17 protein-coding genes are annotated in these 19,502 nt (G+C 63.0%); 10 read left to right on the top strand and 7 right to left on the bottom strand.

Going from position 1 to position 19,502, the window contains the following annotated elements; genetic code table 11:
• The 10 genes from NKI66_RS11110 (at position 1) to NKI66_RS11065 (ending at position 11,649) form a co-directional block, all read left to right on the top strand.
• A complete protein-coding gene (locus tag NKI66_RS11110; protein WP_352751624.1) occupies positions 1-1,512 on the top strand; it encodes an aldehyde dehydrogenase family protein in 1,512 nt (503 codons plus the stop codon).
• Positions 1,513-1,569: 57 nt separating this feature from the next.
• On the top strand, positions 1,570-2,823 hold the full coding sequence (locus NKI66_RS11105) for an ABC transporter substrate-binding protein (RefSeq protein WP_352751622.1): 1,254 nt from the start codon (positions 1,570-1,572) through the stop codon (positions 2,821-2,823).
• A gap of 104 nt (positions 2,824-2,927) precedes the next feature.
• On the top strand, positions 2,928-3,884 hold the full coding sequence (locus tag NKI66_RS11100; protein ID WP_352440927.1) for a carbohydrate ABC transporter permease: 957 nt from the start codon (positions 2,928-2,930) through the stop codon (positions 3,882-3,884).
• The gene (locus NKI66_RS11095; RefSeq protein WP_023810088.1) at positions 3,881-4,825 is read left to right on the top strand and encodes a carbohydrate ABC transporter permease; all 945 of its coding nucleotides are present in this window, start codon (positions 3,881-3,883) and stop codon (positions 4,823-4,825) included. Before NKI66_RS11100 ends, NKI66_RS11095 begins: the two co-directional genes overlap by 4 nt.
• A 4-nt stretch (positions 4,826-4,829) precedes the next feature.
• Entirely contained in the window at positions 4,830-5,945 is a 1,116-nt protein-coding gene (locus NKI66_RS11090) for an ABC transporter ATP-binding protein (RefSeq protein ID WP_352751619.1), read from the top strand.
• 88 nt (positions 5,946-6,033) lie between these two features.
• A complete protein-coding gene (locus tag NKI66_RS11085) occupies positions 6,034-7,536 on the top strand; it encodes a GMC oxidoreductase (protein WP_128303138.1) in 1,503 nt (500 codons plus the stop codon).
• On the top strand, positions 7,533-8,294 hold the full coding sequence (locus tag NKI66_RS11080; RefSeq protein WP_128303139.1) for a 3-ketoacyl-ACP reductase: 762 nt from the start codon (positions 7,533-7,535) through the stop codon (positions 8,292-8,294). The genes NKI66_RS11085 and NKI66_RS11080 overlap by 4 nt, the downstream gene beginning before the upstream one ends.
• 12 nt (positions 8,295-8,306) lie before the next feature.
• Positions 8,307-9,935, top strand: coding sequence for a GMC family oxidoreductase (locus tag NKI66_RS11075; RefSeq protein WP_023810092.1), 1,629 nt, complete (start codon positions 8,307-8,309; stop codon positions 9,933-9,935).
• A 17-nt stretch (positions 9,936-9,952) separates the two neighbouring features.
• The gene (locus NKI66_RS11070) at positions 9,953-10,261 is read left to right on the top strand and encodes a Dabb family protein (RefSeq protein WP_023810093.1); all 309 of its coding nucleotides are present in this window, start codon (positions 9,953-9,955) and stop codon (positions 10,259-10,261) included.
• Positions 10,262-10,413: 152 nt separating this feature from the next.
• Positions 10,414-11,649, top strand: coding sequence for an MFS transporter (locus NKI66_RS11065; RefSeq protein ID WP_128303140.1), 1,236 nt, complete (start codon positions 10,414-10,416; stop codon positions 11,647-11,649).
• A 7-nt stretch (positions 11,650-11,656) separates the two neighbouring features.
• Here NKI66_RS11065 and NKI66_RS11060 read toward each other — a convergent pair whose 3' ends face one another.
• The 7 genes from NKI66_RS11060 to NKI66_RS11030 all read right to left on the bottom strand — a co-directional run bounded on the left by NKI66_RS11060 (position 11,657) and on the right by NKI66_RS11030 (position 19,357).
• Entirely contained in the window at positions 11,657-12,502 is an 846-nt protein-coding gene (locus NKI66_RS11060) for an EamA family transporter (protein ID WP_013529691.1), read from the bottom strand.
• The gene (locus NKI66_RS11055) at positions 12,499-13,401 is read right to left on the bottom strand and encodes an endonuclease/exonuclease/phosphatase family protein (RefSeq protein WP_352722265.1); all 903 of its coding nucleotides are present in this window, start codon (positions 13,399-13,401) and stop codon (positions 12,499-12,501) included. The genes NKI66_RS11060 and NKI66_RS11055 overlap by 4 nt, the downstream gene beginning before the upstream one ends.
• Positions 13,402-13,565: 164 nt before the next feature.
• Complete coding sequence (locus NKI66_RS11050; protein WP_352722267.1) at positions 13,566-15,116, bottom strand: cation:proton antiporter; 1,551 nt, start codon at positions 15,114-15,116, stop codon at positions 13,566-13,568.
• 273 nt (positions 15,117-15,389) lie between these two features.
• The gene (locus tag NKI66_RS11045) at positions 15,390-16,454 is read right to left on the bottom strand and encodes an ABC transporter ATP-binding protein (protein ID WP_023810097.1); all 1,065 of its coding nucleotides are present in this window, start codon (positions 16,452-16,454) and stop codon (positions 15,390-15,392) included.
• A gap of 30 nt (positions 16,455-16,484) precedes the next feature.
• Positions 16,485-17,276, bottom strand: coding sequence for an ABC transporter permease (locus NKI66_RS11040; protein ID WP_023759707.1), 792 nt, complete (start codon positions 17,274-17,276; stop codon positions 16,485-16,487).
• Positions 17,273-18,187 (bottom strand): ABC transporter permease, encoded by a 915-nt coding sequence (locus tag NKI66_RS11035; RefSeq protein ID WP_023810098.1) that lies wholly within the window; start codon positions 18,185-18,187, stop codon positions 17,273-17,275. The genes NKI66_RS11040 and NKI66_RS11035 overlap by 4 nt, the downstream gene beginning before the upstream one ends.
• Positions 18,188-18,250: 63 nt before the next feature.
• The gene (locus NKI66_RS11030; RefSeq protein ID WP_127290572.1) at positions 18,251-19,357 is read right to left on the bottom strand and encodes an ABC transporter substrate-binding protein; all 1,107 of its coding nucleotides are present in this window, start codon (positions 19,355-19,357) and stop codon (positions 18,251-18,253) included.
• Positions 19,358-19,502 lie beyond the last annotated feature (145 nt).

Here is a 19,502-nt window from a genome sequence, read left to right as displayed (position 1 = left end):
ATGAACGCCCCCCTCAAGATCGCCATGCCGGCCGAGGCGGCTGCGGCACCGAAAGCGTACAGACTGCTGATCGACGGCAAGCATGTCGATGCCCGCGACGGCCGCACGATTGCTCGAAATAGCCCCGGCCACGGCTTCACCGTCTCGCACTACGCGCAGGCCGGCGCGGCCGAAGTGGAAGCCGCTGTGCAGGCCGCCCACAAGGCGTTCGAGACCGGTCGATGGCCGCGCATGAAGGCAGCTGAGCGTGCCGCGATCCTGCTCAAGGCGGCTGACCTGATCGAGGGCCGGCTGGAAGAGATCGCCCGGCTCGATACACTGGAATCCGGCAAGCCGATCGCCCAGGCGCGCGGTGAGATTGGCGGCGCCGTCGACATCTGGCGCTACGCCGCCTCGCTCGCCCGCACGCTGCACGGCGAAAGCTATGCCAATCTCGGCGATGCCATGCTGGGCGTCGTGCTGCGCGAGCCGATCGGCGTCGTCTCGATCATCACGCCGTGGAATTTCCCGTTCCTGATCGTCAGCCAGAAACTGCCCTTCGCGCTCGCCGCCGGCTGCACGGCGGTGGTCAAGCCGAGCGAAATGACCTCGGCGTCGACCTTTGTGCTCGGCGATATCCTAATGCAGGCCGGCCTACCCCCCGGCGTCGTCAACATCCTGGCCGGCTTTGGTGCCGACGTCGGCGCGCCGATGGTCAGCCATCCCCTGGTCGAGATGGTCTCGTTCACCGGCTCGACCCGCGTCGGCAAGATGACGATGGCCTCGGCCGCGCAATCGCTGAAGAAAGTCTCGATGGAGCTCGGCGGCAAGAACGGTCAGGTCGTCTTCCCGGACGCCGACCTCGAAGCGGCCGCCGATGCGGCGGTGTTCGGCGGCTTCTTCAATGCCGGCGAGTGCTGCAATGCCGGCAGCCGGCTGATCGTGCACGAGGCGATCGCCGACGATTTTCTCAGCGCTGTCAAGGCGCTTACCGCCAGGGTTACGGTCGGCGATCCGCTCGATGACCAAACCAAAGTCGGCGCGATGATCTCGTCCGACCATCTGAAGAAGGTGGCCGGCTATGTTTCTGCCGCTGAAGGCGACGGCAGCCAGGTTTACAGCGGAGGCAAGCAATTGGCCTCCAATGTCGGCCAATATCTCGATCCCACCATCATTCGCGACGTCACCGAGGAGATGGCCATCGCCCGCGAGGAAGTGTTCGGCCCGGTGCTCTCGGTGCTGACATTTGAATCGATTGAAAAGGCGTTGCACATCGCCAACGACACGCCTTATGGTTTGGCGGCGGGCGTGTGGAGCGCCAGCATCGACACCTGCATGTCGGTGGCGCGTGGGGTGCGTTCGGGAACCGTTTGGGTGAACACGTTCATGGAAGGTTATCCCGAGCTGCCTTTCGGAGACTACAAGCAGTCCGGTCTCGGACGCGAACTCGGCAAACGCGCCGTCGAGGATTATACCGAGGAAAAGACAATCCAGTTTCATCGCGGCCAGCGCACCGGGTGGTGGGTCGGCTGAGTTGAGAAGAACCCGGCGGCATCCGCCGGTCGTGTAATGCAACAAGGGAGGAAGTACATGTTGCGCAAACTGCTTATCGGAACGGCTCTCGCGTCGGCCTTGGCTTTCACAGCCCACGCCGAGGACGTCAAGGAAGTCCAGATGCTGCATTGGTGGACCTCGGGCGGCGAAGCGGCTGCTCTCAACGTCCTCAAGGGCGACCTGGCCAAGGAAGGCTATGCCTGGAAGGACGTGCCGGTGGCCGGCGGTGGCGGCGATGCCGCCATGACCGCGCTTAAGGCGATGGTCGCGGCCGGCAATTATCCGACCGCCTCGCAGATGCTCGGCTACACCGTGCTCGACTACGCCGCTGCCGGCGTCATGGGCGACCTGACCGAAACGGCGAAGAAGGAAGGCTGGGACAAGTCCGTTCCGGCAGCCCTGCAGAAGTTTTCGGTCTATGACGGCAAGTGGGTCGCGGCTCCGGTCAACGTTCACTCGGTCAACTGGCTGTGGATCAACAAGGCCGTCCTGGACAAGATCGGCGGCACCGAGCCGAAGACCTTCGACGACTTCGTTGCCCTGCTCGACAAGGCCAAGGCGGCAGGGGTGATCCCGCTCGCTCTCGGCGGCCAGAACTGGCAGGAAGCCACCATGTTTGACTCCGTCGTGCTGTCGACCGGCGGACCCGAGTTCTACAAGAAGGCCTTCAATGACCTCGATGACGAGTCCCTGAAGTCCGACACGATGAAGAAGTCGTTCGATAACCTCGCCAAGCTCGTCACGTATGTCGACCCGAACTTCTCGGGCCGCGACTGGAACCTTGCCACCGCCATGGTCATCAAGGGCGATGCTCTTGTGCAGGTCATGGGCGACTGGGCCAAGGGCGAGTTCAACGCCGCCAAGAAAACGCCGGGCACCGACTTCCTGTGCTATCGCTTCCCGGGCACCGACGGCTCGGTGATCTACAACTCCGACATGTTCGGCATGTTCAATGTTCCGGACGACCGCAAGGCCGCCCAGGTCGCGCTGGCCACCGCCACCCTGTCGAAGAGCTTCCAGTCGGCCTTCAACGTCGTCAAGGGTTCGGTTCCGGCCCGTACCGACGTTCCGGACACCGACTTCGACGCGTGCGGCAAGAAGGGCATCGCCGACCTGAAGGCAGCTAACGAAGGCGGCACGCTGTTCGGCTCGCTCGCCCAGGGCTATGGCGCGCCCCCGGCGGTCGCCAATGCCTATAAGGATGTCGTCTCCAAATTCGTCCATGGTCAGATCAAGACCTCGGACGAAGCCGTGACCGAGCTGGTCAAGGCGATCGACGACGCCAAGTAAGCGCCACGCGCCAAAAACGCCTTCCCCGCTCCGGCGGGGAAGGCCCAGATCCGCGAACTTATATCCGCGAAGCTGGTTGGCCGCGAGTCGACGGGAGGAGCCCCATGAGCACGGTAGCGACAAGCCAGATCAAGCTGACGCCGGAGCATGCGTGGCCACGCGCCTCGGTGCGCTCACGCCTGCAGGACGCATTGCCGAAGATCGTGCTGGCGCCCAGCTTTGCCATCACCATCGTCTTCGTCTACGGCTTCATCCTGTGGACGATCTATTTGTCCTTCACCAATTCCAAGACCTTCCCATCCTATGTCATCACCGGCTCGCGCGCCTATCAGCGACTGTGGGGCTGGACCTTCGACACCGACCCGCCCTCGAGCTGGTACACGTCGATCACCAATATGGGCATCTTCGGCTTTCTCTACATCTTCATCTGCCTGGCGCTCGGCCTGTTCCTGGCCATCCTGCTCGACCAGAAGATCCGCGGCGAAGGCGTGCTGAGGCCGATCTATCTCTACCCGATGGCGCTGTCCTTCATCGTCACCGGCGTCGCCTGGAAATGGTTCCTCGATCCCGGCCTCGGCCTCGAGCAGACCTTGCATCAATGGGGCTGGACGAGCTTCCATTTCGACTGGATCAAGAACAAGGATTTCGTCATCTACACGGTGGTCATTGCCGGCGTCTGGCAGGCCTCCGGCTTCATCATGGCGATGTTCCTGGCCGGCCTGCGCGGCATCGACGGCGAGATCATGAAGGCGGCGCAGATCGACGGCGCCACCACCTTCCAGCTCTATCGCCGCATCGTCATCCCGCTGCTGCGGCCGATCTTCCTGTCGGCCTTCATCGTGCTCGCGCACCTCGCCATCAAGTCCTACGATCTGGTCGTGGCGCTGACCAGCGGCGGGCCCGGTGGATCGGCCTGGCTGCCGTCCAACTTCATGTATGAGTACACGTTCAAGCGCAACGAAATGGCTGTCGGCTCGGCCAGCGCGGTGATCATGCTGATGACCATCGTCGCCATCATCGTGCCCTATCTCTATTCGGAACTGCGGGAGAAGCCGCGATGAGCGCCGTCACCACTCCCGCCCGCCAGGCTTCCGGCGGCGTCAACGTCAAGGTTATCAACCGCATCGTCATCTACGGGCTGCTGGCGCTGTTTGCGCTATTTTATCTGATGCCGCTGTTCGTAATGCTGGTGACCTCGTTCAAGACCATGGACGAGATCCAGAACGGCAACATGCTGGCGCTGCCCAGGGCGCCGACCTTCGATCCGTGGCTGAAGGCTTGGGGCGAGACCTGCGTCGGCCTCACCTGCGCCGGCATCAAGGGCTATTTCTGGAACTCCATCAAGATGGTGGTCCCGGCCGTCCTGATCTCGACGATGCTCGGCGCGCTCAACGGCTACGTGCTGACCAAGTGGCGTTTTCGCGGGGCAACGCTGGTGTTCGGGCTGATGCTGTTCGCCTGCTTCATCCCGTTCCAGTCGGTGCTGCTGCCGATGGCGACCATCCTCGGCAGTCTCGGCCGCTTCGGCGTCACGCTGCAGAATGCAACGGGAACCAGCTTTGGCCTCGGCAACCCGACGGTCAACCTCGTCTTCGTCCACGTCGTCTACGGCATCGGCTTCACCACGCTGTTCTTCCGCAACTACTATGAGGCGTTCCCGACCGAACTGGTCAAGGCGGCACAGGTCGACGGCGCCTCGTTCTTCCAGATCTTTCGCCGCATCATGCTGCCGAATTCAATGCCGATCTTCGTCGTCACGGTGATCTACCAGTTCACCAACATCTGGAACGACTTCCTGTTCGCCTCGGCTTACGCCGGCACCGGCGACGCGATGCCGATGACGGTGGCGCTCAACAACGTCGTCAACACGTCGACCGGCGTCGTCGAATACAACGTCAACATGGCCGCCGCGATGATCGCGGCACTGCCCACCCTTCTCGTCTATGTGCTCGCCGGCCGCTACTTCGTGCGCGGTCTCATGGCTGGCGCCGTCAAAGGATGATCTGATGGCTTTTCTGGAAATTGATGGTCTGAGAAAGCGCTTCGGCCAGGTCGAGATCCTCAAAGGGATCGATCTCGAACTCGAGAAAGGCGGCTTCCTGGTGCTGGTCGGCCCTTCCGGCTGCGGCAAGTCGACGTTGCTCAACACCATCGCCGGCCTGGAGACGATCACCTCGGGCGAAATCCGCGTCGATGGCCGCACGATCAACGATCTGCATCCCTCCAAGCGCGACATCGCCATGGTTTTCCAGAGCTACGCGCTCTACCCCAACATGACGGTGGCCGGAAACATCTCCTTCGGCATGGAGATGCGCGGCGTGCCGGCGGCGGAGCGCCAGAAGGCCATCGACAAGGTGGCGAAGGTGCTGCAGATCGGTCATCTGCTGCAGCGCAAGCCGAGCCAGCTTTCGGGCGGTCAGCGCCAGCGCGTCGCCATGGGCCGGGCGCTGGTACGCGACCCAAAACTGTTCCTTTTCGACGAGCCATTGTCCAACCTCGACGCCAAGCTGCGCGTCGACATGCGCATCGAAATCAAGCGCCTGCACGCCACCACCGGCACCACCATCGTCTACGTCACACACGACCAGATCGAGGCGATGACGCTGGCCACTGAGATCGCGGTCATGCGGGATGGCGAGGTGCAGCAGTTCGGTACGCCGGCCGAAATTTACAACAATCCGAGCAATCTCTTCGTCGCCGATTTCATGGGCTCGCCGGCGATGAACCTGATCCCGGCGACCATCGGCACGTCAGGCAATGCGCTGTCGGTCGTGCTGCAGCGCGAGGCGCGCGAGCCGATCTCGCTGCCGATGGCCAATGCGCCGGCGGGCCTGTCGGCATTCCAGGGCAAGCCGATCATCTTCGGTGTCCGCCCCGAAGCCCTGACCGATCCGGAAGGTGCCGAGCGCAACGCCTCGCACATCGCAACCGCAGACTGTCACATCGAGGTCGTCGAACCGGCCGGCTCGGATACCTTCGCCGTCACCAATCTCGGCGGCAAGGGCGTGGTGGCGCGGCTGCGCGCCGACGCCAACATCCAGCCGGGCACCAACACGCCGCTCGCCTTCAACCTGACCAAGGCGGTGTTCTTCGATCCGGCGACCGAGACCCGTATTCGCTAATGTATGTCGCCCAAAAGTGGATCCGGTTTTGGGGCAACGACATGCATCAAAACAAGAAACTAAAGCGCGTCGGGACGCGATTTAGGCCATGACAAATCCGGACATCGTCATCATCGGCTCCGGCATCGGCGGCGCCACGATCGCCTCCGGCCTTGCCGGCAGCGGCGCCTCGATCCTGATGCTGGAACGCGGCGAGCCGTTGCCGGCGACACCGCACGCGCGCGACACACGCTCGATCTTTGTCGACGGCCATTACAGGCCGAAGGAGATGTGGCGTGAGGCCGGTGGTGCCGCCTTCAACCCCGGCAATTACTACTATGTCGGCGGCAATTCGAAGTTCTATGGCGCGGTGCTGATCCGCTACCGCAAGGAAGATTTCGCCGCCATGGAGCACTTTGGCGGCGTCTCGCCGGCATGGCCGTTTTCCTATGAGGAATTCGAGCCCTGGTATTCGAAAGCCGAACAGCTGTTTCGCGTGCGCGGCACGCTGGGCGAGGATCCGACCGAGCCGTTCCATTCGATCCCCTACGCCTACAAGCCGGTGCCTGACGAGGCGCCCATCGCCCGCGCCCGCGCCGAGCTGAAAAACCTTGGCCTGCATCCGGCCTCGCTGCCGCTCGGTGTCGACATCGACACCTGGCTGAAAGAGGGCAAGACCGGCTGGGATGCTTTCCCGAACACCGGCCAGGGCAAGGTCGACGCGCAGACCGGTCCGCTGACGGCGGCGCTGACCGACCAGAACATTCGGCTCGAGACTGGCGCTTGCGTCGAATATCTCGAAGCCTCGGCGGACGGCACGACGATATCAGCCATTCACTACCGCCAGAATGGCGAGTTGAAGAAAGTATCACCGAAGCTGGTCATCCTCTCAGCCGGCGCGGTCAATTCCGCAGTCATCCTGCTGCGCTCGCCCTCTCCTGATGGCAAAGGCCTGGCCAACCGGTCCGACCAGGTCGGCCGCAATTTCATGAACCACAATTCGAGCGCCATGCTGGCGATCGACCCGCGCCGCCGCAACGATGCCGTGTACCAGAAGACGCTGATGCTGAACGACTATTACCTGTCCGGCGGCAAGGGCGGCAAGCCGCTCGGCAACGTCCAGCTGCTCGGCAAGATCGACGGCAACATGCTGCAGGCCAATGTCAGGTACACGCCAAAATTCGCGCTTGATTTCATGGCCGGCCACGCCGTCGACTGGTACCTGATGTGCGAGGACCTGCCGGATCCCGAAAGCCGCATCATGGTTGATGGCAAGGACATCGTCATGCAATGGCGGCGCTCCAACATGCAATCGCTCGACGGGCTGACCAAGGTGATGCGCGAAAACTTCCGCGCCTGCGGTTATCCCATCGTTCTCTCGCGCCCCTTCGACAAGCGCACGCCGTCGCACCAATGCGGCACGATAAAGATGGGCGACGATCCGGCGACGGCGGCGCTCGATCCGTTCTGCCGCTCATTCGATCACCGGAACCTGTTTGTCGTTGACGCCGGCTTCCTGCCGAACTCGGCGGCGGTCAATCCGGCATTGTCGATCGCCGCGCAGGCGCTGCGTGTCGCCGATCACATCCATAAGACGGACCTCGCCGCATGACCCGCCCCTCCGCCATCGTCACCGGCGGCGCGCGCGGCATCGGCCTTGCCTGCGCCCAGGCGTTGGCGGATGTCGGCTTCGATATTCTGATCGCAGATCTTGCCGAAACAGCCGCTGATGGACTTGCCACCGACATCACCAAGCGTGGCGCGAAGTTCGCCTATGTCCGTTGCGACATCGCCGATCTCGCCAGCCACACCGCACTTGTCGATGCCGCGATGCGCGCCTTCGGCCGTATCGACTGCCTGGTCAACAATGCCGGCATCGGCGCCGTGGTGCGCGGTGACCTCTTGGACCTCAAGCCGGAGAATTTCGACCGCACGCTGGGCATCAATCTGCGCGGCACCGTCTTCCTCAGCCAGGCCGTCGCCAAGGCGATGCTGGCTGCGCCAGGCGATCACCAGAGGTCGATCATCACCATCACCTCGGTCAGCGCCGAAATGGCATCGTCGGAGCGACCGGATTACTGCATCTCGAAAGCCGGGCTTTCGATGTGGGTGAAGAACCTGGCGCTGCGGTTGGCGCCCGAAAACATCGGCGTGTTCGAGGTGCGGCCCGGCATCATCCGCACCGACATGACTTCAGGCGTGACCGCCAAATACGATGCCCTCATCGACAGTGGACTGGTGCCGGCCAAACGCTGGGGCGAAGCATCGGACATCGGTGCGGTGGTGGCGACGCTCGCCGGCGGCAGGCTCGGCTTTTCGACCGGCTCGATCATCAATGTCGATGGCGCCCTCTCCGTGCCGCGACTATAAGTGGACAGTGTCATGACCGACTACATCATCGTGGGCGCCGGTCCGGCCGGCTGCGTTCTGGCCAACCGATTGAGCGAGGATCCGGCAAATTCGGTCCTGCTGCTGGAAGCCGGCGGCAAGGACTGGCATCCCTATATCCACATGCCTGCCGGCTTTGCCAAGATGACCAAGGGTATTGCTTCCTGGGGCTGGTCGACCGTGCCGCAGAGTCATATGAAGGACCGCGTCTTCTGGTACACGCAGGCTAAGGTGGTCGGCGGCGGCTCGTCCATCAATGCCCAGATCTACACGCGCGGCAACGCCCGCGACTACGACGACTGGGAGAAGGAAGAAGGCCTCGCCGGCTGGGGCTATCGCGATGTATTGCCCTATTTCAAGCGCGCTGAGAACAACCAGCGCTACGCCAACGATTTTCACGGTGACCAGGGCCCGCTCGGCGTCTCGAACCCGATTGCGCCGCTGCCGATCTGCGAGGCCTATTTCCGTGCCGGGCAGCAGATGGGCATCCCCTTCAACCCGGACTTCAACGGCGCTGCCCAAGAAGGCGTCGGCTATTACCAGCTGACCCAGAAGGATGCCCGGCGCTCGTCCGCTTCAGTCGCCTATTTGAGGCCGATCCGCGCCCGCAAGAACCTGACCGTCCGAACCGATGTGCTGGTGACGCGCATCGTCGTCCAGAAGGGCCGCGCCATCGGCGTCGAAATTGTCGACAGACCGGGCGGCGAGAAGAAAATCCTGCGCGCCGAGCGCGAGGTGATCGTCTCGTCCGGCGCCATCGGCTCGCCGAAACTCTTGATGCAGTCGGGCATCGGCCCCGCCGACCATCTGAAGTCGGTCGGCGTCACGCCGGTGCACGACCTGCCCGGCGTCGGCTCCAACATGCAGGACCATCTTGATCTGTTCGTCATCGCCGAATGTACGGGCGATCACACCTATGACAACTACGCCAAGCTGCACCGCACGGCCTGGGCCGGCCTGCAGTATCTGCTGCTGAAGAAAGGGCCGGTGGCCTCCAGCCTGTTCGAGACCGGCGGCTTCTGGTACGCCGACCCGACCGCCGCCTCGCCCGACATCCAGTTTCATCTCGGCTTGGGTTCCGGCATCGAAGCCGGCGTCGAGAAGCTGAAAAACCCTGGCGTCACCCTGAACTCGGCTTTCCTGCGTCCGCGTTCGCGCGGCACGGTGCGGCTGAAGAGTGCCGACCCGGCCGACCACCCGCTGATCGATCCGAACTATTGGTCCGATCCCTATGACCGCGCCATGTCGATCAAGGGGCTGCGGCTGGCCCGCGAGATCATGCGGCAGAAGGCGCTTGCCCCTTACGTGCTGCGCGAGGTGCTGCCCGGCCCGTCACTCGCCAGCGACGACGAGCTGTTCGACTATGCCTGCCGCAGTTCCAAGACCGACCACCATCCGGTCGGCACCTGCCGCATGGGCCATGATGATATGGCTGTCGTGACGCCGGATCTGCGGCTGCGCGGCATCGAGGGCCTGCGCGTCTGCGACGCCTCGGTGATGCCGCGCGTGCCTTCATCCAACACCAATGCGCCGACCATCATGGTCGGTGAAAAGGGCGCCGACCTGGTCCTTGGCCGCGAGCCGCTGCCGCCGGCGGTGTTTTCCGGAAACCGGGCTGCTTAGCCACTGAGGAGTAAGACATGATCAGGCACTGTGTTTTCGTCAAGCTGCGCAACGATGTCGACGCCACCGAGCGCACGGCGATCCATGCCGATCTCGAGGCGCTGCGACAGGTGATCGACGGCATGGACGCAGTAAAATTCAGCGCCAATGTCAGCCCGGAGCCGTTCGCACGCGGCTTCACCCACGGCTTCACCATCGATTTCCGCGATGCTGCCGCGCGCGATGCCTATCTTGTGCATGAAGCGCACCAGCGCGCCGGCGCGCGCCTGGTCGCTGCCCTGGAAGGCGGCACGGACGGACTGCTGGTGTTTGATCTCGAAATCTAAACCTACCCTCAAGCCACGATCGAGTTCATCGACAGATGGCACCGGTCGGTCTCATCGCACCTTCCGCCATTCCTGCGGGCGTTCGATCAAATGAGCCACGCGAAAACGTGACCACCGGTCTTCCCTGAACTGGCCGATAATTCCCCCCATCGATGATGATGGAGGAAGATTTGCCCCTTAATTCGCAGCAGAAGAAGACCGTCCTTGCCTCATTCCTGGGCTGGACGCTCGATGCTTTCGATTTCTTCCTTCTGACATTCCTGCTCACCGATATCGCGACCGAATTCCACGCCGACGTGCCCGCGGTCTCCAAGGCGCTGTTCCTGACCTTGGCGACACGCTTCATCGGCGCGTTCTTCTTCGGCATGCTTGCCGACAAATACGGGCGCAAGCCGATCCTCATGCTCAACATCGTCAGCTATTCGGTGATTGGCGCGCTGGCCGCCTTCTCGCCCAATCTCGGCATGTTCCTCGCCCTGCGTGCTTTGTTCGGCATCGCCATGGGCGGCGAATGGGGGCTTGGCAGTTCGCTGGCCATGGAGTCCATTCCGCCGAGCGCACGCGGCATGGTCTCCGGCATCCTGCAATGCGGCTATCCGGCCGGCTATCTGCTGGCGGCGGTGGTCTATGGTCTGCTCTATCAGCAGACGATCGGCGGCTACACGATCGGCTGGCGTGCCATGTTCCTGCTCAGCTTCGTGCCGGCGCTGATCGTGCTCTTCATCCGCTCGCATGTGCCGGAATCGCCGGCCTTCGTCGAAGCGCAGAAGACCGCGAGACCGGGCATGTGGGAAACCCTGCAGAAACACTGGGGCGTCGCGCTCTATGCCGTCGTGCTGATGATGTTCTTCAATTTCTTCAGCCATGGCACGCAGGATCTTTATCCGACCTTCCTGAAGAAGCAGCATGGCTTCGATCCGCATACGGTGAGCTGGATCACCATTGTCGCCAATATCGGCGCCATCGTCGGCGGCCTGGCCTTCGGCGCGCTGTCGGAGAAGATCGGCCGCGTCAACGCCATCACGCTGGCATGCCTGATCGCCTTGCCGTCCATCCCGCTATGGGCCTACTCGACCACGCCGTTCATGCTCGCCATCGGCGCCTTCGTCATGCAGGTCGCGGTCCAGGGTGCCTGGGGCGTCATCCCCGTGCACCTCAACGAGCTTTCGCCCGGCGCGGTGCGGGCGACCTTGCCCGGCTTTATCTATCAGGCGGGCAATCTCGCCGCGTCCTATGGCGGCCCCTATCAAGCAGGAATCGCTGAAAGCGCCGGAGGCAGCTATGGCTATGCCCTGGCGCTGTTCGCAGGCGTGGTCGCCGTCTGCATCATCATCGTCATCCGCTTCAGCCCGGAACGACGTGGCCAGGTGATGACGGTCCTGACCTGAGCGGCGCCTAACCAAGCCTCAGCGCGACGACGCCGGCCACGATGCTGAGCGCGGCAGCACCGCGCCAGCCGGTCATTTTTTCGCCGAGAGCGAAGACCGAGATCATCATGGCAAACAGGATCGAGGTTTCACGCAGCGATGCCACCGAAGCGATCGGCGCCTTGGTCATCGCCCACATGACGATCCAGTAGGCGGCACCGCTGAGCACGCCGGTGAACAGCCCTGCCTTCCAGTCGCGCGCCAGCACCGGCAGCGCCTTCGGCCCGCGGAAGATGAGGCACAGCACCAAGGCGCCAAAAGCATCGCAGATGAACAGCCAGGCTGCATAGCTCTGCGCGGTTGCCGCCAGCCGCGCGCCGCTACCGTCGGACAGCGTGTAGCTGGCGATGAAGATAGAGGTGCCCAGCGCGAAGCCGACCGCGCGCAGATTGAGCTTCTCCAGATGCGCGCCGCCGCGAAACGACATCACCAGCGTGCCGGCCGACAACAGGAAGATGCCGAGCATGGCGAACGGGCCGGGGATTTCGGCAACGACGAACATGCCTCCAAAGGCCGAGAGCAGAGGTGCTGTGCCCCGCGCCAGCGGATAGGTCTGTGCGAAATCGCCGGCCTTGTAGGCGCCGATCAGGAACGTCCGGTAGCCCATGTGGAAAATGACCGAGGCGATGATGTAGGGCCACACTTCCGCCTTCGGCACTTCGACGAAAGGCAGCACCACGAGGGCCGCAGCGCCCATGCCGAGCGTCATCAGCGTGATCGACAGGAAGCGGTCGAGATGGACCTTGACCAGCGCGTTCCAGATCGCGTGCATGGCGGCGGCGGCAAGCACTGCGAAGAAGACGAAAAGCGTCATGTGGCAATTCCGGGCGTTTCCAGGTCGATGTCGACCCGCAGCGGAAAATGATCCGACGCAACCTCGCCGATGTCGGCACTGATCGAACGCACCCGCCCGGCGAACATGCCGCCGACGAAACAATGGTCGAGCCGGCGCTTTGCCAGCTTGCCGTCGATGGTCTTCACATGGGTGTGGAAGTCCGGAACCGGCTCCCCGGCAACGGCGGCGGCATCGACGAAACCATCAAGATAGGCGGCACCCCGATGGTAGGGCGTGCTGCCGACGATGCGGCGATATTCGGCGCTGCCCGGCTCCGTGTTGAAATCACCCATCCAGATCGCCGCCAGCGGGTTTTCCGGTTCCGCTTCGCCGCTGGTCCAGTTGCGCGTGGGCTCGTCGTCGACGCCGCTCCACGGCCCGCCATCGGACGGTGCCCGGCGATGCTCGGCCAAGAGATAGTCGATCTGCTCCAGCCGCTCCTCGGCCGCGATGTGGGCGAGATGCAGCGACAACACCCGCACCGGCCCTGCCGGCGTGCGGATCATGCATTCAAGCGCGGCGTTGCGGGTGTTGAGCGGCCGCTGCGTGCGGCGCATCGGCAGCGCATGCAGCCGCGACCAGACGATCGGCAGTTTCGACAGCACCATGGTGCCGAACTGGCGGCGCCGATTGACCAGACGGCCGTCGCGCCTTTCGCTGGCATCCATGTCGAAGGCCGGGCCGTAAACCCAGTGATGTTCGGGCAGCAGACGGGAAAGCAGCTCCGGCTGATCATCGAAATTGCTGCGCTGCCAATTCCGCTCCACCTCTTGAAGCGCAATGATGTCGGCGCCGGCAACGATGCGCGCGGCGCGCGAAAGATCGTAGCGGCCGTCGCCGCCGAACCCGTACTGGATGTTGTAGCTGACCAGCTTCATTGCTTATCCGGCTCAATTTCGTGTTGGCAGTAGCGGTTCGATGCCACGGTTGCAATGTGCAGGAGAATGGACGTGGCTTGGACCAGCCTTGCTTCACCGGGATCATGCACCGATCCCGAAGCACTTCGGTATCTTCCGTGCGCCGGAAAACGGCGTGCGATGCCTTATGTATTCAGCGGCTGGAACCGGCCGGGTGGCGACGCCGCCAGTTCGGTCCAGTCGATCTCTTCCTCAAGGCGATGATAGGCTTCGTCGCCAATCGTCCCGTTGCGGCGCAATTCCTCCAGCGCGTCGCGCTGGCTCTTGATCGCATAAAGACGCAAGCGGTCATATTCGGTCGCTGCCTGGGCATCGTCGGGATTTTTGGCGATCTTGCGTTGAGCGGCATATTGCTCGCGCACCGCGGCCGCCGCGTCCGATGTCTTGCCGCCCAATATGTCGAGCGCGGCCTGCATGACCACGACGCGTGCCTGCGCAACCTCGCGGTCGACCGTTTCGTCAGGGTCGAGATTTAGCAGGCGCAGCAGCGGCTTCAGGCTCATGCCTTGCAGCACCAGCGTGCCGAGCACGACCGTGAAGGCAGCGAGCACGATCGGGTCGCGGGCCGGGAATTCAGCCGGCAGGGCGAATGCCGCCGCAAGCGTCACCAAACCGCGCATCCCGCACCAGCCGATCAGCACGCCGCCACGAAACGACGGAGCGTCACGCTGACGATCAGCTACGCCGAAGCGGCCAAACCACCTGATGATCGCGCCGCACCCCAGCACCCAGATGAGGCGTGAAACGATGACGATGGCAAGCACTGTTCCGGCCAGGACGAACACATCGGTTTGCCCCTGCCCGGCAAGCCGGCCGACGATCGTACGCGCCTGCAGGCCCATCAGCACGAAGGCCAGCACATTGAGCACGAAGACCGCCGTTTCCCAGACCGAATAAGAGCTGATGCGGTTTCTGGCCGGCATGCGGCGCGGCGCGGTGCGGGCGATCGTCATGGCATAGACGACGATGGTGATGATGGCCGAAAGGCCGAGCCTGTCGGCCAGGATCCAGACCCCGAATGTGCCGGCAAATTGCACCACGGTGCCGCTCGCCGGGTCCTCGATCCGGCCCAGCGTTATCAGAGACACCCGGCCAAGCAGGTAGCCGGCCGCAAGACTGCCGAGCGTGGAAAGCAGGATCATCGGAACGGCGCTGCTCAGCAGAATGGAACCTGCTGCCGCCGAAATCGCCATCCGGTAAATCAGCAACGCGGTGGCGTCGTTGAGCAGGCTCTCGCCCTGCAGAATGGCAGTGATGCGGTGCGGCACCTTGAACTGGCCAAGCACGGCCGATGCCGCAACCGCATCGGGCGGCGCCACGATGGCGCCAAGCGCTATGGCTGCGGCGATCGGCAGGCCTGCCATCGCCCAGCCGGCCAGCGCAACCGTCGCTGTCGTGAAAAGGACGGCGCCAAGCGCCAGCAGCACAAGCGGCACCCTGTAGCGGTTGAGATCGCGCAGCGAGGTATCATAGGCGGCATCGAGCAGCACCGGCGCGATGAACAGGGCTAGCGCCAGTTCCGGATCGATCTCTATGGTCGGGACGCCAGGCACGAAGGCGATGGCCACCCCTGCCAGCGCCAGCAAAGAGGGATAGGGAACCTGCACGCGCCGCGACAGCGCCGTCAGCGCAACGGCGATCAACAGCAGAACGAGTGTCAGTTCGAAAAGCGCCATGGCCTGTTATAGCCGGGAAGCGAGACGCTGGCAGTGGCAAAGCGGCTGGAAACTGTTGATTGGCCAGCAAGCTCGAGCCGATGGGAATATGCCTCGAATTGCCTTCCGCCGATGCCCTGCCAAATCGACAAATGCGCCGACCGCACTGACATCGAAATCACCGATAGAGGGCTCGCTTAAACCCTGCATTGCAGCCCATGCCACGCGGACGGAAGCATCCTCCCCTCTTCGCAGACCGGGATGCAGCCATTCATTTTGAACAAGCGCATCAGCCTAGTGAAGCACCAGCATATCGCTCGACGAGAACGAGATCTCGGCCTTTTCACCGACTGCGGGGGGCGGTGTCGCCGGGCTGTTGAAGGTGTCGAGCGAGACCGTGTTGCCGCCGATGCCGACACGAACCCGGATGACCGAGCCGAGGAAATGCACCTCGGATATCTCTCCCGAAAGGCTGGAATCGCGGCCGGGCTGTCGTCCGAGCGAGATTGCCTCAGGCCGCAACGCCAGCGACAGCGTGTCGCCTGACTTGGAACCGTTGAGCTTGCCCTTAAGCGAGACCTGTTCGGAATTGACCCGCACCGTGCCTGCAGCCGCATCGGTGACGGTGCCTTCCAGCACGTTCAGGGTGCCGACGAAATTGGCGACAAACTTGGTCGCCGGGCGGTTGTAGATCTCGAACGGCGTGCCGACCTGCTCGGCCTTCCCGCCATACATGACGGCGATGCGGTCGGAGATCGACAGCGCCTCTTCCTGGTCGTGCGTCACGAAAATGGTTGTGATGCCGAGCTTCTTCTGGATCGAGCGGATTTCCTCGCGCAGCGACACACGCACCTTGGCATCGAGCGCCGACAGCGGCTCGTCGAGCAGCAAGAGCTTCGGCTTCGGCGCGATGGCGCGGGCCAGCGCGATGCGTTGCTGCTGGCCGCCCGAGAGCTGGTAGGGATAGCGATCCGCCATCTGCGGCAGCTTGATGATGCCGAGCATCTCGGCGACGCGGGCATCGATATCGGCCCTCGGCATGCCGGCGACCTTCAGGCCGAAGCCGATATTCTGCGCCACGGTCAGGTTCGGGAACAGCGCATAGGCCTGGAACACCATGCCGACATTGCGCTGGTTGGGCTTCAGCCTCGTAATGTCCTTGCCGCCGACGACGATCGTGCCCGCGCTCGGCTCCTCGAAACCGGCGACCATGCGCAACACGGTGGTCTTGCCGCAACCGGACGGACCGAGGAAGGAGACGAATTCACCACGCTCGACGTCAAGATTGAAATCCTCCACGACCGTGGTGGCGCCGAAGGATTTTCGAACGTGCTGGATGGAGAGGAAGGGGTCGGCCATGGCGTTCTTCTTTCGATCAGTACTTTTCGATCAGTTGGGACGGTTCGCGGATCTCGGCGCGAAGCGGGACAGTATCTGGATCAGCGACATGCAGCCCCAGGTGATGGCGAAGGCGATGATGGCAAGTGCCGCCGGCTCATAGGCGCGGTTGGCACCAATATTCTGCAGATAAGGGCCGAAGGCAGGCCGGTTGAGCAGGCTGGCCATGGTGAATTCGCCGATGACGATGGCGAAGGTGAGGAAGGCGCCCGAGAGCACCGCGATCAGCACGTTGGGCAGGATGACACGGGTGATGATGGTGCCCCAGCCAGCCCCAAGGATCTGGGCCGCTTCCGTCAAAGTGCGCACGTCGATTGTGCGAAGCCCGGTGTCGACGGCGCGATACATATAGGGCAGCGCCAGTGTCGCATAGCCGATGACCAACAAGGCATTGGTGCCTGTATCGGTCGCCAGAAACGGCAGCGGCGAATTCGACCCGTACATTCTGATGTAGCCGAAGACGATGACGATGGCTGGGATAACCAGCGGCAGCAGGGTAATGAACTCGACGATCGGCCGCAATTGCGGCAGCCGAAGCCGGATCCAATAAGCGGCGGGCACCACGATCAGCACACCGAGAATGATGGTGAAAACGGCGGCCAGTACCGAATAGCCGAAGGTGGCCTGGAAACGGGCGTCGCCCAACACGACCTTGTAGGCGTCGAAGGAGTACTCCCCGCGCCGCATGCGCATCGAGAACTCCACGGTCGCGATCAGCGGGATGAAAAAGTAGGCCGCGCCAAGAGCGAAGACGAGCCAGGCCCAGAACTTTCCCGACTTCATTTCAGCCACCTCTCGGAACGGGTCCGGAACCAGATGTAGAACACATTGGCAAGACCGGTGATGACGATCATGCCGAAGGCGATGGCATAGCCGAGATGGGCATTGTGCAGCACATCTCCACGGATCTGTGCATAAAGCAGGATCGGCACGATGTTGAGCGACGAGCCGGTCAGCGCATAGGCGGTGGCGATGGCGCCGAAGGCGTTGGCGAACAACAGGATCACGGTGCCGAGGAAACTCGGCCAGATCACCGGAATGACCACCATGCGCCAGTACTGGGACATGGTCGCGCCCAGCGTCGCGGCTGCCTCGCCCCATTCCTTCTTCAGCCCGTCGATGGCTGGCACGATGATCACCACCATCAGCGGTATCTGGAAATAGACATAGGTCAGTGTCAGGCCCCAGAATGACAGGATGTTGAAGCCATGCGCGTAGATGTTAAGGCCGAACACGGTGTTCAGGATCACCGTCGCAAGGCCGAGGCGGCCGAGCGTGGCGAGGAAGGCAAAGGCCAGCGGCACGCCGGCAAAATTGGAGGCCACGCCGGAAAACGTCAGTGTCGCCGAACGTATCCAGTCCGGCAGGCCACCGCGCACGATGGCAATGGCAATCGCCAGGCCCGCGAATGCGCCAATCAGCGATGAAGCAAGACTGATCTTGATAGAAATCCAGTAGGCGGCAACGATGGACGGTTGCGCCAGCGCTGCGATGTTTTCGAGAGTGAATTCGCCGGCATCGTTCTGGAATGCACCCAGCATCAGATAGAGCGTGGGCAGGATGAGGAACATGATGGCGAAGATGAAGAACGGTGCAACGCCAAGCCACTGGGTCGGCAGCCGCATGCTGCGTGCCTCGGCGGGAGGCGCGGTCTTCCCGGTAACAGCGTGGTCGGACAATGAGATATCGGTCATGCGCCGGCTACCGTCTTCGAGAGAAGGACCGGGCGGCCGCGAGGCCGCCCGGCATGGTGTGAGTTACTTGACGTTGGCGCCGACGACGGCATCCCAGTTCTTGGTGATGGCTTCCTTGGACTTGCCCTGCTCGTCAAGCGTCGGGAACACGGCGGAAGCATAGGCTTCGGCCGGCGGCAGCTTGGCGAGGATGTCAGCCGGGATCTTGCCGTTCTTGGCGAGATCGTTGAAGCGGATCGGGTGGCAATAGCCTTTCAGCCAGCCGATCTGGCCTTCGTCCGAGTAGAGGTATTCGAGCCAGAGCTTGGCTGCATTCGGATGCGGCGCGTAGGCGCTGATCGCCTGCACATAGACACCGGCGACAACACCGGTCTTCGGCACGACGACGTCGACGGGCGGATTGCCCTTCAGCGTGTCGCGGCCGGCGAGCGCGTTGTAGTCCCAGGTGACGAGGATCGGGGTCTGGCCCTGGGCTAGCGTCGCGGCCTTGCCGATGACCGGCACGAAATTGCCGGCGGCATTGAGCTTCTTGAAGAAGTCGAGGCCCGCGGTGCCGGCAGCCTCACCGGCGGCGGCGCCTGACGACAGGCCGGCGGCATAAACCGCCTGGATCGCCTGGTTCGAGGCACGCGGATCACCGGCAAGGGCTACCGAGTTGGCGAATTCCGGCTTCAGCAGGTCGGCCCAGTCGGCCGGAGCTTCCTTGACGAGGTCCTTGTTCACCTGGAAGGAAAGCACGCCGTAATAGTCGCCGGTCCAGAAGCCTTCGGCATCCTTGGCGCTGTCGGGGATCGAGTCCCAGGTCGACACCTTGTAGGGCTGGATCAGGCCATCGGCCTTGGCGGTCGGACCGAAGGACAGGCCGACGTCGATGACGTCAGGCGCCTGCGGGCCCTTGTTATCTTTGTTGGCCTTGATCGCCTCGATCTCGTCGCCGGAACCGGCATCGGGATTGAGTTCGTTGACGGTGATTTCCGGATACTTCGCCTTGAAGCCGGCGATGACGTCGCCGTAACCGCACCAGTCATGCGGCAGCGCGATGGTGGTGAGCTGGCCTTCCGCCTTGGCGGCCTTGACGAGATCGTCCAGCGAATCCGCGGACGAAATCACCGTCGACGCGAAAAGCGCCGCGGCCGAAAGGGAAAGCACTTTCCCCGTGAATTTGAACATGTATTCTCTCCGTTGAACTGACGCCGTTGGACGCCTGCGATGCGGTATCGTTTTCATGTGACAGCCAGATGAAAGCTTTGTGAAAGCGGCTGCTCGCAGTGCGAAAAAGTAAACTCTTTTTAACCTGATGTAGCAATCGCTTCGG

The organism is Mesorhizobium sp. M0518 (assembly GCF_040321125.1).
In the GTDB taxonomy this organism is placed as follows: Bacteria; Pseudomonadota; Alphaproteobacteria; order Rhizobiales; family Rhizobiaceae; genus Mesorhizobium.
Note: the sequence above shows the minus strand (reverse complement) of the source record. Positions and strands in the feature narration are given on the sequence as shown.